Here is a 15,042-nt window from a genome sequence, read left to right as displayed (position 1 = left end):
ATACTAAATGGTGTACAAACAGATACAGACGGCCTTATACAAAGATATTTGATAAGTGCTGAGAGGAGAGATTAGTTGGGGGTTCCCGCAGTGGTCGAACCACCGACAGCGGATGGGTGAAACGGTTCCAGTATCGTTTTATCCCCGGGGCATAAGACCCTACTGTGAAAGGACAGGAATGGTATCAGGCCGACGAGGTTGCGGAGGCCTACGAGGACAAGCGGTTCTCCCGGGGCGGGAAACTCATCGACCGACGGGAGAAGGAGGCGGTACTCGACGCACTCGGTCCGGTCGAAGACAAGGAAATCCTCGAAATTGCCTGCGGAACGGGTCGGTTCACCGCCATGCTCGCAAATCGCGGGGCGGACATCATCGGACTCGACATCTCCGGGCCGATGCTCCAGCAGGGCCGGGAGAAGGCACAGTCGCTCGGCGTCGAAGACGGGCTAGAGTTCATGCGCGGTGACGCCGGACGCCTACCGTTTCCCGATAACAGCTTCGATGTCGTCTTTGCGATGCGATTTTTCCACCTCGCGGACACGCCCGAGCAGTTCCTGCAGGAGATGTGTCGCGTCTCCCGCGAGCAGATCTTCTTCGATACGTTCAACCAGTTTTCCCAGCGGTCGCTGTACAACTGGGCGCTGCCGATGGGGTCGCGGCTGTACTCCGGTAATGACGTCCGCGAACTGCTCGATGCTGCCGACCTCGAACTCGTCGGCGCCGAACACGACTGGGTGTTCCCGTACGGATTCTATCGGAAGATACCAAACAGCGTGGCGTCGGTGTTTCGAGCGGTCGACAACGGCATTCACCGGACGCCGCTTGGGAAATATCTCGCGACCGTCTCGTACTGGAACGCGCGCCTCCAATCGCCTGACACGTAGGCTATTCTCCGTCTCGAATCCGGACACGTCGTGTCCTATCAGCGGCCGGAATCGTCCATCCAGCGGTCACGTTCCCGGTTGCGATGAGAAGGCTTTTCGTTCCGCCCTTGATAGCTTGCGGATAACATGCCCGACGACCTGAACTGGGCCATCGGCGGTGAAGCCGGTGATGGAATCGACTCTACTGGAAAGATCTTTGCACAGGCGCTGTCACGTGCTGGCAGACACGTCTTTACCTCGAAAGACTTCGCTTCGCGCATCCGCGGCGGTTACACCGCGTACAAGGTGCGGACGTCCGTCGACCGCGTCGAGAGCGTCGTCGACCGACTGGACGTGCTCATCGCGCTCACGGAGCGAACCATCGACGAGAACATGGATGAACTCCACGACGGGAGCGTCATCATCTACGACGGCGAGCGGACGACGATGCAGGACGTCGAAATCCCAGGGGGGATGATCGGTCTCGACGTGCCGCTGAAGAGTCTCGCAGAGGACGCGGGCGGTGCCATCATGCGAAACGTCGTCGCACTCGGCGCGGCCTGTGAGGTGGCGCAGTTCCCCATCGAGAACCTCGACGCCTCGCTCGAAAAGCGCTTCTCCGACAAGGGAACCGCCATCGTCGAGAACAACAAGGAGGCAGCGCGCCTCGGTCAGGAGTACGTTCAGGAGAACTACGACCACGAGTACGGCTACGATCTCGAGACGACCGACAACGATTACGTCCTCCTGAACGGCGACGAAGCCATCGGGATGGGCGCTATCGCCGCAGGCTGTCGATTCTACGCTGGCTATCCGATCACCCCCGCGACGGACGTGATGGAGTATCTCACGGGCCGGATCGACCAGTACGGCGGCAAGGTCGTTCAGGCCGAGGACGAACTCGCGGCGATCAACCTCGCGCTCGGCGCTGCGCGCGCTGGCGCACGCTCGATGACGGCAACTTCTGGTCCCGGAATCGACCTGATGACCGAGACGTTCGGTCTCGTCGGCACCAGCGAGACGCCGCTTGTCATCTGTGACGTGATGCGCTCTGGCCCATCGACGGGGATGCCAACGAAGCAGGAACAGGGCGACCTGAACATGCTCCTGTACGGCGGGCACGGCGAAGTCGAGCGGTTCGTCGTCGGGCCGACGACGGTCGCGGAGTGTTTCTGGAAGACCGTCGAGGCGTTCAACCTCGCGGAGAAGTATCAGGTGCCCGTCTATCTGGTCTCGGATCTTGCGCTCGCGGTCACCGAACAGACGTTCCCGCCGGAAGCCTTCGACATGGACGAGGTGGAAATCGACCGCGGGAAGGTCGTCGACGAGGACGAAATCGACTCCTGGACCGACGAACAGGGGCGCTTTCAGCCCCACTTCCCGACCGCGGACGGCGTGAGCCCCCGCGCGTTCCCGGGCACTGAGGGCGGCGCTCACATGACCACCGGACTCGAACACAACTCACTCGGTCGACGAACCGAGGACACTGAGGTTCGCCTCGAACAGGTCGAGAAGCGAAAGCAGAAGGTCAAAACCGCTCAGGAAGAAGAGACGTGGGACTACCGCGAGTTCGGCGACCCGGACGCGGAGACGCTCGTCATCTCGTGGGGGTCGAACGAGGGTGCGCTGCGCGAGGCGTTGACCTTCCTCGACGAGGACGGCCTCGACATTCGGCTCATCTCGCTGCCGTATCTGTTCCCGCGGCCGGACCTGGACGCGGAAATCGAGGCGGCCGAGACGACCATCGTCGTCGAGTGTAACTCGAACGGACAGCTCGCGGGCGTCCTCGAACACGACGTCCTCGAACGCGTCGAGCGCATCAACAAGTTCAACGGCGTGCGATTCAAGGCCGACGAACTCGCAGAGGAGATTAGAGAGGCTGTCGGTCACCCGACGGAGGCAACCCAATGAGCTCAGACATCCGCTTTACCGACTTCAAGTCCGACAAGCAACCGACCTGGTGTCCCGGCTGTGGCGACTTCGGGACGATGAACGGCATGATGAAGGCACTCGCCGAGACCGGCAACAGCCCCGACGACACCTTCGTCGTCGCCGGGATCGGCTGTTCCGGAAAGATCGGGACCTACATGCACAGCTACGCCCTGCACGGCGTCCACGGGCGCGCGCTCCCGGTCGGCATCGGCGTCAAACTCGCCAACCCGAACCTCGAAGTGATGGTCGCTGGCGGCGACGGTGACGGCTACTCGATCGGTGCCGGGCACTTCATCCACGCCGTCCGCCGGAACGTCGATATGAGCTACGTCGTGATGGACAACCGCATCTACGGGCTGACCAAAGGGCAGGCGTCACCGACCTCGCGTGAGGACTTCGAGACGTCGACTTCGCCCGACGGGACGAACATGTCCCCCGTCAACCCGCTCGCGCTCGCGCTCGCCTCTGGAGCGAGCTTTATCGCGCAGTCCTTTTCCTCTGACAGCCAGCGCCACACCGAGATTGTCAAGAAAGCGATCGAACACGACGGGTTCGGGCTGGTCAACGTCTACTCGCCGTGTGTCACGTTCAACGACGTCGACACCTACGACTACTGGCGCGACTCCATCGTCGACCTCTCGGAGACTGACCACGACCCCTCGGATTACGACCAGGCCCGCGAGCGGATCATGTCCGGCGACCGGGAACACATCGGCGTCATCTATCAGGACGAGAACAGCGTCCCGTACGAACAGCGCGAGGGGCTCGACGAAAACATGGCAGAGATTCCGGACGGCGCGCCCGAGGACGCGATGGATCTGGTCCGCGAGTTCTACTGACTGACGCAGTTCGCTCTCGCCCGCTCGCTATTCAGTCCGGTCAGTGCCATCTGATTCTTCTAGGTCGTCAGCGTCCGGCGGCCCCTCTGAGACGACCGGCGTATCGTCCGCTCGGGACTTGTGGATTCGAAACGGGCCGTCGACGAACTGGTCGTCGTCGGGTGGCTCGCTGGTTCGCTCCGCCCGTTCGAGCAGATACGTGAAAAAGCCGAATATCGGGACCAAAAGAGCGATCAGCGTCCACTTTCGTCGCGGCATCCTCACGTCGGGGGCGTCCACGTACACAAAAATAGCGAAACAGGTCTGCAAGAGCGCGGGAAAGCTCAAAAGCACGAGGATGAATGCGATATCCATAGGGGAAACTATGACGCTACCCGAATAAAATAGTTCCTGCGCTATCGTACGACAGCGTTCAGTCGGGAGGTGGTATTAGATTCGAACTGAAATATTGGTCCTGGTTTCAGTTTGGATTCATAACCAAAATCGCATTGAACTGCCCATGCATAGATCAAACTGGCATGACGGGAGACCAGACTGACGGTGCTCGGTCACCGGAGGCAGACGACGCTGTCGTCCGGGCAACAGACGTTGCAAAGACCTACGAGTCGCGGCTTCCGTTCACCCGTTCGGTCGAGGTACTCGACGGCGCGACCCTCCACGTCGAGCGCGGACAGGTCGTCGGCATCATGGGCGAGAACGGTAGCGGCAAGTCGACGCTGATGGGCATCCTCGCAGGCGTGCTCGACCACGATTCGGGGACGGTCGAGCGGACGGGAGCCATCGGGTGGTGTCCACAGGAACCGCGACTCTACGAGCGGTTGACGGTCGACGAGACCTTCGAGTTGTTCGGAACCGCGTACGGGATGAGCGAGGAGGAGATTGCCGAGTCCCGGTCCTGGCTCACCGACGTCCTGGACTTCGAGCAGTTCCGCGACCGACAGGTCAGACGGCTGAGCGGCGGCAACCGACAGAAGGTGAACCTCTCGGTCGCCCTGATGCACGAACCCGACCTGCTCTTGCTCGATGAACCCTACACTGGCTTCGACTGGGAGACCTTCCTCGCGTTCTGGGACCTGACCGAGGAACTGAAAGCGCGTGGTGTCGGCGTTGCGATCATCTCACACATCATCAACGAGCGCGACCGGTTCGACGTAGTCTACGAACTCCACGACGGTCACCTCCACAAACAGACGGTCGGAGCGGAGGAGGAACTCGACCCAGACCCGACGGCAGCGGGCGTCGATTGCGAGCGAGTCGAGTCGTTCGTCGACGGGGCAGACGAGCAAAAGCAAGCCCCGACAGGAGGGCGAACATGAGTGACGTCCACCGGATGATGGCAGGGATGACGGCCAGCACACGCTCGTTCGTTCGAGAGCCGTTTACCGTCGTGATGCTCGTGGTCCTGCCCGTGGTGTCGATTCAGGTCTACGGCGTCAGCATGGGCCAGTTTCCGGACATCGGGGTGTTCGCGTCGGCCCATCCGCCCGCGACGACCGGCCGGATCACTGGGGCCGTCTTCGCGACCGGTGCGCTCGCTGGCGTACTCGGGTTGTTCCAGATGATCAGCGCACGAAACGCCGACCACCGGCTCACAGTCTGTGGCTTTCAGGGGACCGAACTGGTCGCGGCGCGGTTTGCGACGGTCGTTCTCGCCAGTCTGCTGGTGAGTGTCGTCGGCGCGCTCTCGCTGACCGTGCTCCTGTCAGATCCCGTCGGATCCCCGGTCGGTGTGTTCGTCGGTCTCACACTCGCTGGCGTCATCTACGGACTCCTCGGTATCCTCGTGGGCAGTATCCTACCCCGGGAACTGGAAGGGTCGCTGTTTCTCGTCATTCTCGCAGACGTGGACAACGTCTTCGCGAGCGGCCTGTTCAGGATCAGTGAGGACATCACGCGATTTGCCCCGCTGAGTCATCCCCACGAAATCGTCACGCAGGCAGTCGTAGACGGGTCGTTCGCGCTGTCGCAACTGGCTCCGGCCGCCGTTCACATCTCGGTGTTTGCCGTCGCCAGCGTCCTCGTGTACTCGTATCGGGTCGAAGCGGGGGGTGACGCCTGATGAACCAGCGCGTTTCGACGGCCGTCAGAATGGGCGCACGCGAGTTTCGACGGACACCAGTGCTGCTTGCGTTGCTCGGCTTCCTCCCGGCGTACATCATCGGCGTGTTCGTTCTGCTCGTTCCCGACACGACCGCCCCGGTAACAATCGACGGAACGAGAGCGTCTATCCCGATGACGCACTTCGCAGCGGCGTTCATGACGCCCGTCACCGTTGCGATACTGTCGGGGATCGTCGGCCTGTTTCTGATCCAGTCCTCGGAAGCCGCCGACGACCGACTCCGGTTGGCGGGATACAGCGCCGTCGACCTGATCGTCGCGCGCGTCGGGACGCTCGGACTCGGAACCGCGCTCGTGACGGCCGTGTCGGTGGTCGTCGCAGTACTCGCGTTCACCCCAGAATCACTCGGCCTGTTCGTCGTCACGACGATGCTGATCGGAGTCGTCTACGGAATCCTCGGCGTCATCGTCGGGATCGGACTCGACCGACTGAGCGGAGTGTACGTCCTCCTGTTCGCGCCGATGGTGGACATCCTCATGTTCCAGAACCCGCTCGCGACTGACTCGCCAGTCTGGACAGCGGCCCTTCCGAGTCACTTCGGGACGAACGCGCTGTTCGACGCCGCATTTACCACGAGCGTCAGCACCGCAGACCTCGTCGGCGCGACCGGCTATACACTCGCCTTGCTCGTCGTCGGGATAGCGGCCTTCTACCGGGCGACGGACGTCAGTTGACGGGCCGGAGTGGCGAGTACAGAGAAGAGTCCATCAAAGGCTGACTGCCAGGTGACGCACGACGGCGGGGTCCTCGTCGACATCGAACCGGTCCGCGAGCAGGCCAGCACTCAACCGCCGCGCGAGCGGTCGCGGATCGGAGAGGACGTCGGCGAAGGCGGATTCTCCCGGCAGCGTGTCTTCGTCTTCGAGCGCCGCGTCGATGTCGGCTTCGTCCGGGTCGTCCAGACCGCGTGCCAGGTCCCGGATCGCCAGCGCCATCGAAACGCCAGCGGTGAGCGCATCGATCGCCCGCGTCTCTGGCTCTGGAAGCGTCGGAATCGTCGAGAGATAGCGGGCAGCAGCCGAGTCCTCAACGTCGATCTCGTCGTCGACCCACTCGCGTAGGTGCTCCCGGTCCGGATTCGTCTCGAACTGCTCGAAGGCAGCCTCGACGAGCGTAGCTTCTTCCTCCGCGACATCGTGGAAGGCGTCACCGACGATGACCGCATCTGCGCCAGCATCCCGGACGGAACGGGCCTTCTCGCGGCTGTCGACGCCGCCGCCGTACCACAGGCGAGGCCACGTCGTCGCCTCGTCGATCGCTTCGAGCATCTCGACCGCCTCGTCGCCGCCGTAGGTGCCCGAATACTCGACGTAGATGACCTCACTCTCCAGTCGGTACTCTGCAGCGAGCGCGCGATGTTTCGCCTCCGTCACAGAGAGGAGGTCGTCCTCGGTGACGTTCGCCTCCCGCGCGGCGGCGCTGTCGAGGTTCATGATGATGTACGCCTCGAAGATGGCCTCTTCGAGCATGTACCCCGCAGCGAAATCCGAGAGTCGACCGCCCGCGAGGCCAGCGAGTCCAGACCCAAGCTTGTCCGCGATCATCTCGGGAGCGAGTTCTGACCGGGTGTAGTCGATGCCCCCGCCGAGCGTGCCGATGAGTGACTCGGTGTCGCCGTTGAGCACTTCAGGGATCGCGAGAAAGTCCGCAGTATCGCGTGTTTTCTCGGTGACGTGATCCGGCGCGCTCGGCTCCTGAAACGCCGGAACCTCCGCTGCGGTGATGAGATCGAGTGTCTCCTCCGTGTTGCGGTCGGTGACGTCCCGAGAGCCACCGACGGACACCCCGCCGGTTCGAGCGAGATACAGGGGATAGGCGAGCGGGAGTTTCTTCCCGTGTTCGGGGTCGACCTTGGTGATGTGATCCCACGTCGGAACCGGATTCGTATCCAGTCCGAGCAGGGTCCGCCCGCCCAGCGACGCGACGGACGCAAGCGAGTCAAGCCGTTTGGCGATGTCTACGAGCGCCATCTCTTGGCTACACGTTTCCGCTATCGAGTACAAGAATGTTCCCTTGTGGGGTTTCGCTGGCGCGACAGACCCAGTCGCCGGGTACCACCGTCGTATCGTACCGAGCACAGCACAGTTATTTCACTGCTTTCAGACCGAACGCTCTTTACAGCATGCGACGTAGTACCGTTAAACGATGTCCATCGATCGGGACACCTTCGAGAACACAAGTGAGGAGGAACTCGAGGATCTCTCTGCCCCCGATCTGGTTCTCGGGTTTCTCGCCGCCAACGAGGACCGTGCGTTCAAAGCGCGAGAAATTACTTCACAAATTGGTCTGGACACGGGCGCAATCAGTACAGCACTCTCGCGGCTAAAGGATCGCGACCTCGTCGAGCACAAGGCGGCGTACTGGGCGATTACCGACGATGTCGAACGGCGTGAAGGATATCACGGATACCAGCGGGCGACGGCTCTGTTCAACGAGCAACTCGGCGAGGAAGAAAGGGAGGCATGGGAGGAACAGGCCCCAAGTGACCCACATCCGAGCGTCGAGGACGAACAGTGACCGACGAAGGCATCCCAATCTTCGAGCGTGGAGACGTCGTCTACGGTGACGACCCGTTCAAAGGCGAGGAGCGTGCTCGTCCGTGGCTCGTGCTCTCGAATCACGAGGGGCGTCCGTTTCACGGCGAGCAATACATCACACTGACGTTGACCTCGAAATCGTGGATGGAAGGGCTCATCGAGATTCCAGAGGAGCGGTGGATCCGTGGCGGGACGCCAGCCAAGAGTCGAATCGTACCGTGGAGTGTCCAATCGATCGACCGCGAGGATATCGACTTCTGGCAGGACCGTCTGGAAACTGCGCTCGTCGACGAGGCGGTCACTGCTCTCACTGAAGAACTGCAGTAACCGCACTCCTGTGTGTCAATTCCAGCCCGGAAGAACCTCGGGCGACCCGTCGTAGTAGATGTACTCGGTTGCGATTCCCGTCAGGGGAGAATCCGCTTCCGTCGCCTGTGCGCGCGCTCTGTCGAAGTACCGCTCGCTGATATCGACGACAGAACGGGCCGCCACGCGGTCGTCGTCGTTGAGAAGATACTCGGCTGTCACGGGCGTCAACTGTCCCTCCCGAACGTCTGCGTCGTAGTCGTCGATGTCGTCGAGCCAGACCTGCGCGCCGATGATCGCCAACACGATGGCGCGGTGAAAGGCGTCGTCGACGGGCAAGTCGGCCGCCTCATACATCCGAACCATCCCGTCGTAGATGACGCCGACGCGGTCGTACTGGGTCTTGAGATACGGCAAGTCCAGTTCCTCGGCGGTGAAAATTTCAGGGGGATCGGCGAAGGTCGCGTCCCGGTACTCTGTCTGAATAGCCGAGAGCGCGCCGTCCTCGCCCGCCCGCGCTCGCTCCATCAACGCTCGAAATCGCTCGTCTTCGTCCTGGTGGCGCTCGGAGATGTCGACCGCCCAGTCGTAGATGTCCCGCACCTGGTCGGGATAGTCCGCAAAATGTGACTCGACGCGCGCCTGGAGCACCTCCTGGGCGATTTCTGCGATCTGTCGCCGGTCGTCGCTGTCGGTCGCAAAGTCCACTGCGAAATCCTCGAACTCGCTGTCGTTTATCGCGTCGCGCATGTCCCCGTCGATGAGCGCTTCGACTGCGAGGCGTGTGAGCTGTTCGGCCTCTTGATGGCGACGTTCGTCGAGGGTCCGGTAACAGTGGCCGAGCGTCAGGCGAGCGGGCAAGACGAGTTTGGTGTCGTACTCGAAGTCGGCAGCGTTTCGATCGAACGCCTCGGCAATAGCTTCCTCGACGTCCGTGAATGCAGTGGCGATCATCTCGTCGACGGTGTCGTCGACGCGGCTTTTGAGTCGAAGGCTGCCGTAGTCGAAGACGCCGCTGTGAGCGTAGTAGCCAAACACCGCTCGCATCGCTGTCGGCAACACGTCCCGTCGCGCCAGCCAGCCAGCACCAGATTCGAGCATCGCGTTCTTGGCGATGGTGGGTCCGTCGCCGTCTTTATCCTGACGGTTAGCGCCGTCGAGCACACGGAACAGTTAGAAATCCAGCAGACAGATCCCATCAGGCAGGTTTTTTACGGTAGGCTGTCGAACAGAGTGCAAATGACGACAGACACCCGCGATATAGTGGTAGTCGGCGGGGGAACGGCCGGTTGTTTCGCAGCAGCGACGGCCGCACAGAACGGTCTCGACGTTGTTTTGCTCGAGCGGAAGTCAGAAGCAGACGCTGGACACATCGCCTGTGGCGACGCCATCAAGGGCAAGAGCACGTTTCCGGACGTGATCGACCGGGACTACCTGCGCGAGGAGTCGTTCACCAACGAGAACATCCAGCGAGCGATGTTTCTGAACCCGAAAGGTGACGACATCGACATTCCCTTCAAAGGCGAATCTGGTGCAGTCGTCGACCGCAAGCGCTACGGCGAAGTGCTGCTCGAAGAAGCCGACCGCGTCGGCGCGGACGTGCTGTACGACACCGTCGTCAACGACGTTATGCAGAACGGCACGGTGTCGGGCGTGCAGGCAACCCGGAACGGCGAGGCGATCACCTACGAGGCAGACGTCGTCATCGACGCCGCGGGCGCGCTCTCCCTGTTGCAGGACAAGGTGGATTTCTCCGGGACGACCTTCGACACGAACGTCGACTACTCGCAGTTCTGTTCGGCCTATCGCGAGGTCATCGAGACGAAAGAGCCAGTAGAGTACGACGACGCAATCGTCTTCAAGCCGACCGACGAACTCGGCTATCTCTGGTACTTCCCGCGGACGGCGACGGAGATAAACGCGGGGCTGGGCTTTCAGATGAACAAGCCGCCGATGCCGCTGGTCGACGTGCTCAAACGTGACCTGGAGAACCGTCCGGAGTTCAAGGGCGCGAAAGTCAAGGACAAACTCGGCGCGGCACTGCCCACGAGACGGCCCTACGACTCCGCGGTCGCGCCGGGATTCATGTCGGTCGGCGACGCGGCTGGACACGTCAATCCAACGACCGGCGGCGGCATCCCCGGCGCGGCGAAGGCGGGCCACTGGGCCGCCGAAGTCGCCACCGAGGCCATTTCGGACGGAACGGTCGACGAGTCCGCACTCTGGGAGTACAACGAACTCGTCCAGACGGACTTCGGTCGCCGCTTCGCAGCGATGGATCTCTACAACATCTTCGGGTCGGCCCACGACGTGGACGAACTCACAGACGTCGTGACCGCGCTCCCCGGCGAGATGCTCATCGACCTGATGGGCAAGAAGGGAAGCGCATCGCTCACACTGGCCGAGAAACTCAAGACGGCCTTTGTCACCGGGATCAAGACGCGCGGCCACTGGTCGACGCTGTACGAGGCCTACCAGGTCAACGAACTGGCGACAGAACTCAAGGAGGTCTACGGGGACTACCCTTCGACGCCCGATGCCTTCGCTGACTGGCAGGAGACCCGCGATTCGGTCATGGACGACGTCTACGAAGTCACCGGCGCGGATCCCAAGTACTGAGCACTGTCGGGGACGGGTGACGTGCCAAACGTCGTCGGAGAACTGCCGCTTTCTGGCCCCTTTTCAGGCTCGTGACCCTATTCCGAGACATGGTGCCAACACCCGACGCAGTCCCGACCGCGGATGGCATGCCGATGCTCGGTCTCGGTACGTGGGAGAACGAAGACCCCGACCAGTGCGCAGAGAGCGTCCGAACGGCGCTGGAGATGGGCTATCGCCACATCGACACCGCACAGGCCTACGGTAACGAAGATGCAGTCGGTGACGGTATCGCCGCGGCTGACGTCGCCCGAGAGGACATCTTTCTCGCGACCAAGGTGTGGATCAGTAAGCTCTCGCCGGAGAACGTGCTCCGGTCGACGGAGACGAGTCTCAGCCGTCTGGGCACGGACTACCTTGATCTACTGTACATCCACTGGCCCGCTGGCGAGTACGACCCGGAGGGGACGCTATCGGCGTTCGACGAACTCTACGACGAGGGACTGATCCGAAATATGGGCGTCTCGAACTTCGAGCCAGAACACGTCGACCAGGCCCGGGATATCTTGGACGCGCCTGTGTTCGCGAATCAGGTCGAGATGCATCCGTTCCTTCAACAGGAACGCCTCCGCCAATACGCGGCCGAAACTGATCTCGATCTCGTTGCGTACTCGCCGCTCGCACGTGGAGACGTCATCGGCGACGAGACGCTCGGAGCTATTGCCGAGAAACACGACGCAAGCGAGCCACAGGTCGCGCTCGCGTGGCTTCGCGAACTCGGGGTGACGGCAATCCCGAAGGCCACCAGCGAGGCCCACATCCGGGACAACTGGGAGAGCCTCGACATCGACCTAGACGAGGATGACATGGCGCGCATCGACGCCATCGACCGGACAGACCGGAAGGTCCATCCCGGCTTCGCACCCGACGCCTGGTAGTTGGTTGGGAAACCAACAAGACGGAATCTCGGGGAGCGGTGAGAGACGAGACGGGATACGAAAACATATACTGGGGGGCGTCGAAAGACCGTCCATGTCTGCTGGGAGCGAGCAAGGGCTGACTGATGCCATCAAATACGACGTGCGCGTGATGCACGAGACGTGGATGGAGTTCGTCTACCCCCGGCAGCGCGGTGCGGAAGATACTGTACTGGGTAAGTGGCAACCAGAGGGAACCCGACAGGCTCTCTTCTACCGACTCTGGTCTGCACTCGGCGTTCCCGTCGTGAGCATCGTCTATCCGCTCGTGTTGCTCGGCTACTTCCTGCGGTTCCAGACGCGAAAGATCAACGTCACCGCAGTCCGACTGGGCTTTTTCGGCGTCGTCGGGATGTTCCTGCTCCTCTGGGGCGGACTGGCCGCAGTCATCTACTTCCAGTTCCAGGACGCCCTCACCGAAGGCGGAGCGACTGCCGTCGCCGCCGCGAGCGGCGTCGCCATTCTCTCGTCGGCGCTCTCGTATCTGTTCTGGCGACTCGACGGGCGCCCGATCACCGTCCTGTTCGCCTATCCCTTCGCGGTGACGGCAATCTTCCTGCCACCGGTCGTCGCCGCGCTGTTCTCGGCGGCGCTTGGCGACGTCATCCTCGATTCGAGCGACTCGCTCGCGACATGGTACGTCGACGAAGGCCCCGATCCGTACGGCGTCGTCGACTATCTGGTCGAGAACTTCGACCGACAGGAGGCCCACCACGTCATCATCTGGTTTGCCATCTCTGTGCCGGTCGGCTGGATTCTCGGCATTCTCGTGACGCTTGCGGATCTCATTCGTCCGACCAACTAACGCAGAAGTCGCTGACACGACACGACGAACGTTCTCGTGAACGGGTGGGTGTTCGTCTCGCTACCGCTGTAACTGGGCAGTCACGTCTTCCGGATCGATCAGCGTGTGATCCTCGACAGTCCCATCGAAGTCGTCCGCAGCGACCACGTGCGTCAAATCACCGATGAGTGGACGACCGCTTTCTACTGCGCCCGGCAGGTAGACCGTCGCGTCGGCGAGCAGGGGGGCAACGACGCCAGCGACGAACGCCCCCGGTTCCGTCACCGGCGCGGCGAGCGCGACGCGACTCGACGTGTCGATGGCCGCCGTCCGTGCAACGCCCCGGGCCACGTCGAGAATCTGCTCGTGTGTCGCGGCCCCGCCATCCAACGACAGCGCGGGGTCGTCGGACGTAACGTGGTCGGGTGGCGCGGTCGGGTTCTCGCTCCACGTTTCCGTTTCGTAATGAGCCACGTCGGCCGCGTCGGGTGGACCACCATAGGCAATTTGCGAGCAACCGGGTTCGACCGTGTAGCGGTCGAGCCACCCTGCAGGGAGAACGAACGCCCGGGTCGCGACGGGTTGTGACGGTGAGAGGTCGACGGTCGCACCGAGCGACACGCCGCCGAACACGGACAACAGCGGCTCCGGCGAGTCGACAATACCGACCGCATCTGCGTCTGCATCTGCCTCCTTCGGCCCGGCGACGACAGCGAGCGTACTGCCGGGTCGGATCCCGTAGTGTCTGAACAGATTGCCCGCCTTGTACGCGTTCGTCGCGAAGTCAGCGCTACTGTACGGTGCTGTCCGCCCCCGGGCTTCGAGTGCGATACCCTCTCGCTGACGGAGACGTGCGAGCAGTTCTTTGAGCGTCTCGGGACCAGTGCCGTCGTCTCCCCCGCCGTTCAGTTCGGTCATCTCAGAAGCTACTGCGGAGTTTGTCGAAAAAGCCCTGGTCGATGTCTATCTCTTCGCCGCCCGCCTCGGCAAACTGCTCTAGAGCCTCGCGTTGCTCCGCGTTGAGGTTCTCGGGCGTCACAACCTGCACGTTCACCAGAAGGTCACCCTGCCCCCGGCGTCGGAGTCGGGGCATCCCCTTCCCTTCGAGACGGAACGTCTCGCCGCTCTGTGTGCCTGCCGGAAGGTCCATCTCCACCGGGCCGTCGAAGGTTTCGATCTCGATGGTGTCGCCGAAGACCGCCTGCGGGAAGGAGACCGCTTCCCGCAGTTTCAGGTCGTCGCCGTCGCGCTCGAAGTCGGGGTGGTCTGCGATGCTGATCTCGACGAGCAGGTCACCGTTGCGCGCTCCGCGCTCGCCCGGCGCGCCCTCGCCGTCCATCCGGAGGCTCTGTCCGTCGCGGATGCCCGCCGGAATCTCGACCGAGAGAGTCGCCTCGTTCCGGACGACACCGTCGCCGCGACACACCGAGCACGTCTCGTCGTAGATAGTGCCCTCGCCCTCGCAGCGGCGGCAAGTCGCCGTCTGTTGCATTCGACCGAACGGCGTCTGCTGCACGCGGGTCTGCTGGCCCTGCCCGTTACACTCCGGACAGGTGTGCGAATCAGTTCCCGGTGGATGACCGCGTCCGTCGCACTCGTCGCACTCCTCGGGTCGCGTGACCGTCAGTTGTTTCTCGACACCGCGGTAGGCGTCTTCCAGATCGATTTCGAGCTGCGTCTTCAGATCCTTGCCCTGCTGTGGTCGGTTACGCGAGCGGCCGCCACCGCCGAAGAACTGGTCGAAGATGTCGCCCATCCCGCCGACGCCGCCACCGCCAAACGGGTCACCGCCTCTGCGACCGCCGCTGTCGGTCGCGCCGCGTTTCTCGGCCTCGACGAACTGCTCGTGACCCATCTGGTCGTACATCTGGCGTTTCTCGTCGTCTGTCAACACCTCCTTTGCCGTCTTTGCCTTCTTGAATTTCTCCTCGGCCTCCGGGTCGTCGCTCACGTCCGGGTGGTACTTCCGGACTGCCTCGCGGTAGGCGTCCTGGATCTCCTCATCGGATGCATCCCGCGAGACGCCGAGTGCGTCGTAGAAGTCCTCCGTCATCAGTTATGCTGGTCTACTCGATTCGGACACTAAA

At 62.4% G+C, this 15,042-nt stretch carries 16 protein-coding genes; 11 read left to right on the top strand and 5 right to left on the bottom strand.

All coding sequences use genetic code 11. The features are described from left to right. The first annotated feature begins 164 nt into the window (after nucleotides 1-164). The 3 genes from ACMGFL_RS04670 (at nucleotide 165) to ACMGFL_RS04660 (ending at nucleotide 3,634) form a co-directional block, all read left to right on the top strand. Nucleotides 165-884, top strand: a complete 720-nt coding sequence (locus ACMGFL_RS04670) for a class I SAM-dependent methyltransferase (protein WP_436934373.1) — start codon at nucleotides 165-167, stop codon at nucleotides 882-884. Nucleotides 885-1,010: 126 nt separating this feature from the next. Beyond that, a complete protein-coding gene (locus tag ACMGFL_RS04665; RefSeq protein WP_436934372.1) occupies nucleotides 1,011-2,774 on the top strand; it encodes a 2-oxoacid:acceptor oxidoreductase subunit alpha in 1,764 nt (587 codons plus the stop codon). Next, nucleotides 2,771-3,634, top strand: coding sequence for a 2-oxoacid:ferredoxin oxidoreductase subunit beta (locus ACMGFL_RS04660; RefSeq protein ID WP_436934371.1), 864 nt, complete (start codon nucleotides 2,771-2,773; stop codon nucleotides 3,632-3,634). Before ACMGFL_RS04665 ends, ACMGFL_RS04660 begins: the two co-directional genes overlap by 4 nt. 27 nt (nucleotides 3,635-3,661) lie before the next feature. Here the strand turns inward: ACMGFL_RS04660 and ACMGFL_RS04655 are convergent, their stop codons facing one another. Further along, nucleotides 3,662-3,988 (bottom strand): hypothetical protein, encoded by a 327-nt coding sequence (locus ACMGFL_RS04655; RefSeq protein WP_436934370.1) that lies wholly within the window; start codon nucleotides 3,986-3,988, stop codon nucleotides 3,662-3,664. A 164-nt stretch (nucleotides 3,989-4,152) separates the two neighbouring features. On the opposite strand from ACMGFL_RS04655, the gene ACMGFL_RS04650 reads away from it, so the two are divergent. Genes ACMGFL_RS04650 through ACMGFL_RS04640 form a run of 3 tightly spaced genes read left to right on the top strand, consistent with a single transcriptional unit; the run spans nucleotide 4,153 to nucleotide 6,427 of the window. After that, nucleotides 4,153-4,950, top strand: coding sequence for an ABC transporter ATP-binding protein (locus tag ACMGFL_RS04650; RefSeq protein ID WP_436934369.1), 798 nt, complete (start codon nucleotides 4,153-4,155; stop codon nucleotides 4,948-4,950). Beyond that, nucleotides 4,947-5,693 (top strand): hypothetical protein, encoded by a 747-nt coding sequence (locus tag ACMGFL_RS04645; protein ID WP_436934368.1) that lies wholly within the window; start codon nucleotides 4,947-4,949, stop codon nucleotides 5,691-5,693. The genes ACMGFL_RS04650 and ACMGFL_RS04645 overlap by 4 nt, the downstream gene beginning before the upstream one ends. Continuing rightward, nucleotides 5,693-6,427, top strand: coding sequence for a hypothetical protein (locus tag ACMGFL_RS04640; RefSeq protein WP_436934367.1), 735 nt, complete (start codon nucleotides 5,693-5,695; stop codon nucleotides 6,425-6,427). The genes ACMGFL_RS04645 and ACMGFL_RS04640 overlap by 1 nt, the downstream gene beginning before the upstream one ends. A gap of 33 nt (nucleotides 6,428-6,460) precedes the next feature. Here ACMGFL_RS04640 and ACMGFL_RS04635 read toward each other — a convergent pair whose 3' ends face one another. Beyond that, complete coding sequence (locus ACMGFL_RS04635; protein ID WP_436934366.1) at nucleotides 6,461-7,723, bottom strand: geranylgeranylglyceryl/heptaprenylglyceryl phosphate synthase; 1,263 nt, start codon at nucleotides 7,721-7,723, stop codon at nucleotides 6,461-6,463. Between the two features lie 175 nt (nucleotides 7,724-7,898). Between ACMGFL_RS04635 and ACMGFL_RS04630 the strand changes: the two genes are divergently transcribed. Together ACMGFL_RS04630 and ACMGFL_RS04625 are read left to right on the top strand one after the other, a co-directional pair. After that, a complete protein-coding gene (locus ACMGFL_RS04630; protein WP_436934365.1) occupies nucleotides 7,899-8,270 on the top strand; it encodes a MarR family transcriptional regulator in 372 nt (123 codons plus the stop codon). Then, the gene (locus ACMGFL_RS04625) at nucleotides 8,267-8,617 is read left to right on the top strand and encodes a type II toxin-antitoxin system PemK/MazF family toxin (protein WP_436934364.1); all 351 of its coding nucleotides are present in this window, start codon (nucleotides 8,267-8,269) and stop codon (nucleotides 8,615-8,617) included. Before ACMGFL_RS04630 ends, ACMGFL_RS04625 begins: the two co-directional genes overlap by 4 nt. A gap of 15 nt (nucleotides 8,618-8,632) precedes the next feature. On the opposite strand, the gene ACMGFL_RS04620 is transcribed toward ACMGFL_RS04625, so the two are convergent. Beyond that, nucleotides 8,633-9,697 (bottom strand): hypothetical protein, encoded by a 1,065-nt coding sequence (locus ACMGFL_RS04620; protein WP_436936417.1) that lies wholly within the window; start codon nucleotides 9,695-9,697, stop codon nucleotides 8,633-8,635. Nucleotides 9,698-9,835: 138 nt separating this feature from the next. On the opposite strand from ACMGFL_RS04620, the gene ACMGFL_RS04615 reads away from it, so the two are divergent. The 3 genes from ACMGFL_RS04615 (at nucleotide 9,836) to ACMGFL_RS04605 (ending at nucleotide 12,976) form a co-directional block, all read left to right on the top strand. Then, a complete protein-coding gene (locus tag ACMGFL_RS04615) occupies nucleotides 9,836-11,215 on the top strand; it encodes a geranylgeranyl reductase family protein (RefSeq protein ID WP_436934363.1) in 1,380 nt (459 codons plus the stop codon). Between the two features lie 128 nt (nucleotides 11,216-11,343). Continuing rightward, a complete protein-coding gene (locus tag ACMGFL_RS04610; protein WP_436936416.1) occupies nucleotides 11,344-12,132 on the top strand; it encodes an aldo/keto reductase in 789 nt (262 codons plus the stop codon). Between the two features lie 94 nt (nucleotides 12,133-12,226). Further along, nucleotides 12,227-12,976 (top strand): hypothetical protein, encoded by a 750-nt coding sequence (locus ACMGFL_RS04605; RefSeq protein WP_436934362.1) that lies wholly within the window; start codon nucleotides 12,227-12,229, stop codon nucleotides 12,974-12,976. 60 nt (nucleotides 12,977-13,036) lie between these two features. On the opposite strand, the gene ACMGFL_RS04600 is transcribed toward ACMGFL_RS04605, so the two are convergent. Together ACMGFL_RS04600 and dnaJ are read right to left on the bottom strand one after the other, a co-directional pair. After that, nucleotides 13,037-13,873, bottom strand: a complete 837-nt coding sequence (locus ACMGFL_RS04600; RefSeq protein ID WP_436934361.1) for an acyl-CoA synthetase family protein — start codon at nucleotides 13,871-13,873, stop codon at nucleotides 13,037-13,039. Nucleotide 13,874: 1 nt separating this feature from the next. After that, nucleotides 13,875-15,008, bottom strand: coding sequence for a molecular chaperone DnaJ (gene dnaJ / locus ACMGFL_RS04595; RefSeq protein ID WP_436934360.1), 1,134 nt, complete (start codon nucleotides 15,006-15,008; stop codon nucleotides 13,875-13,877). Nucleotides 15,009-15,042: the final 34 nt, after the last annotated feature.

It is taken from the genome of Halovenus marina (assembly GCF_051414115.1).
GTDB lineage: Archaea > Halobacteriota > Halobacteria > Halobacteriales > Haloarculaceae > Halovenus > Halovenus marina.
Note: the sequence above shows the minus strand (reverse complement) of the source record. Positions and strands in the feature narration are given on the sequence as shown.

Bases quoted from the DNA above. Each gene is read 5' to 3' on its own strand.
- dnaJ (WP_436934360.1), bottom strand. From the start codon at position 15,008: ATGACGGAGGACTTCTACGACGCACTCGGCGTCTCGCGGGATGCATCC.
- ACMGFL_RS04655 (WP_436934370.1), bottom strand. From the start codon at position 3,988: ATGGATATCGCATTCATCCTCGTGCTTTTGAGCTTTCCCGCGCTCTTG.
- ACMGFL_RS04635 (WP_436934366.1), bottom strand. From the start codon at position 7,723: ATGGCGCTCGTAGACATCGCCAAACGGCTTGACTCGCTTGCGTCCGTC.
- ACMGFL_RS04645 (WP_436934368.1), top strand. From the start codon at position 4,947: ATGAGTGACGTCCACCGGATGATGGCAGGGATGACGGCCAGCACACGC.
- ACMGFL_RS04630 (WP_436934365.1), top strand. From the start codon at position 7,899: ATGTCCATCGATCGGGACACCTTCGAGAACACAAGTGAGGAGGAACTC.
- ACMGFL_RS04665 (WP_436934372.1), top strand. From the start codon at position 1,011: ATGCCCGACGACCTGAACTGGGCCATCGGCGGTGAAGCCGGTGATGGA.
- ACMGFL_RS04620 (WP_436936417.1), bottom strand. From the start codon at position 9,697: ATGCTCGAATCTGGTGCTGGCTGGCTGGCGCGACGGGACGTGTTGCCG.
- ACMGFL_RS04640 (WP_436934367.1), top strand. From the start codon at position 5,693: ATGAACCAGCGCGTTTCGACGGCCGTCAGAATGGGCGCACGCGAGTTT.
- ACMGFL_RS04605 (WP_436934362.1), top strand. From the start codon at position 12,227: ATGTCTGCTGGGAGCGAGCAAGGGCTGACTGATGCCATCAAATACGAC.
- ACMGFL_RS04600 (WP_436934361.1), bottom strand. From the start codon at position 13,873: ATGACCGAACTGAACGGCGGGGGAGACGACGGCACTGGTCCCGAGACG.
- ACMGFL_RS04660 (WP_436934371.1), top strand. From the start codon at position 2,771: ATGAGCTCAGACATCCGCTTTACCGACTTCAAGTCCGACAAGCAACCG.
- ACMGFL_RS04650 (WP_436934369.1), top strand. From the start codon at position 4,153: ATGACGGGAGACCAGACTGACGGTGCTCGGTCACCGGAGGCAGACGAC.
- ACMGFL_RS04615 (WP_436934363.1), top strand. From the start codon at position 9,836: ATGACGACAGACACCCGCGATATAGTGGTAGTCGGCGGGGGAACGGCC.
- ACMGFL_RS04610 (WP_436936416.1), top strand. From the start codon at position 11,344: ATGCCGATGCTCGGTCTCGGTACGTGGGAGAACGAAGACCCCGACCAG.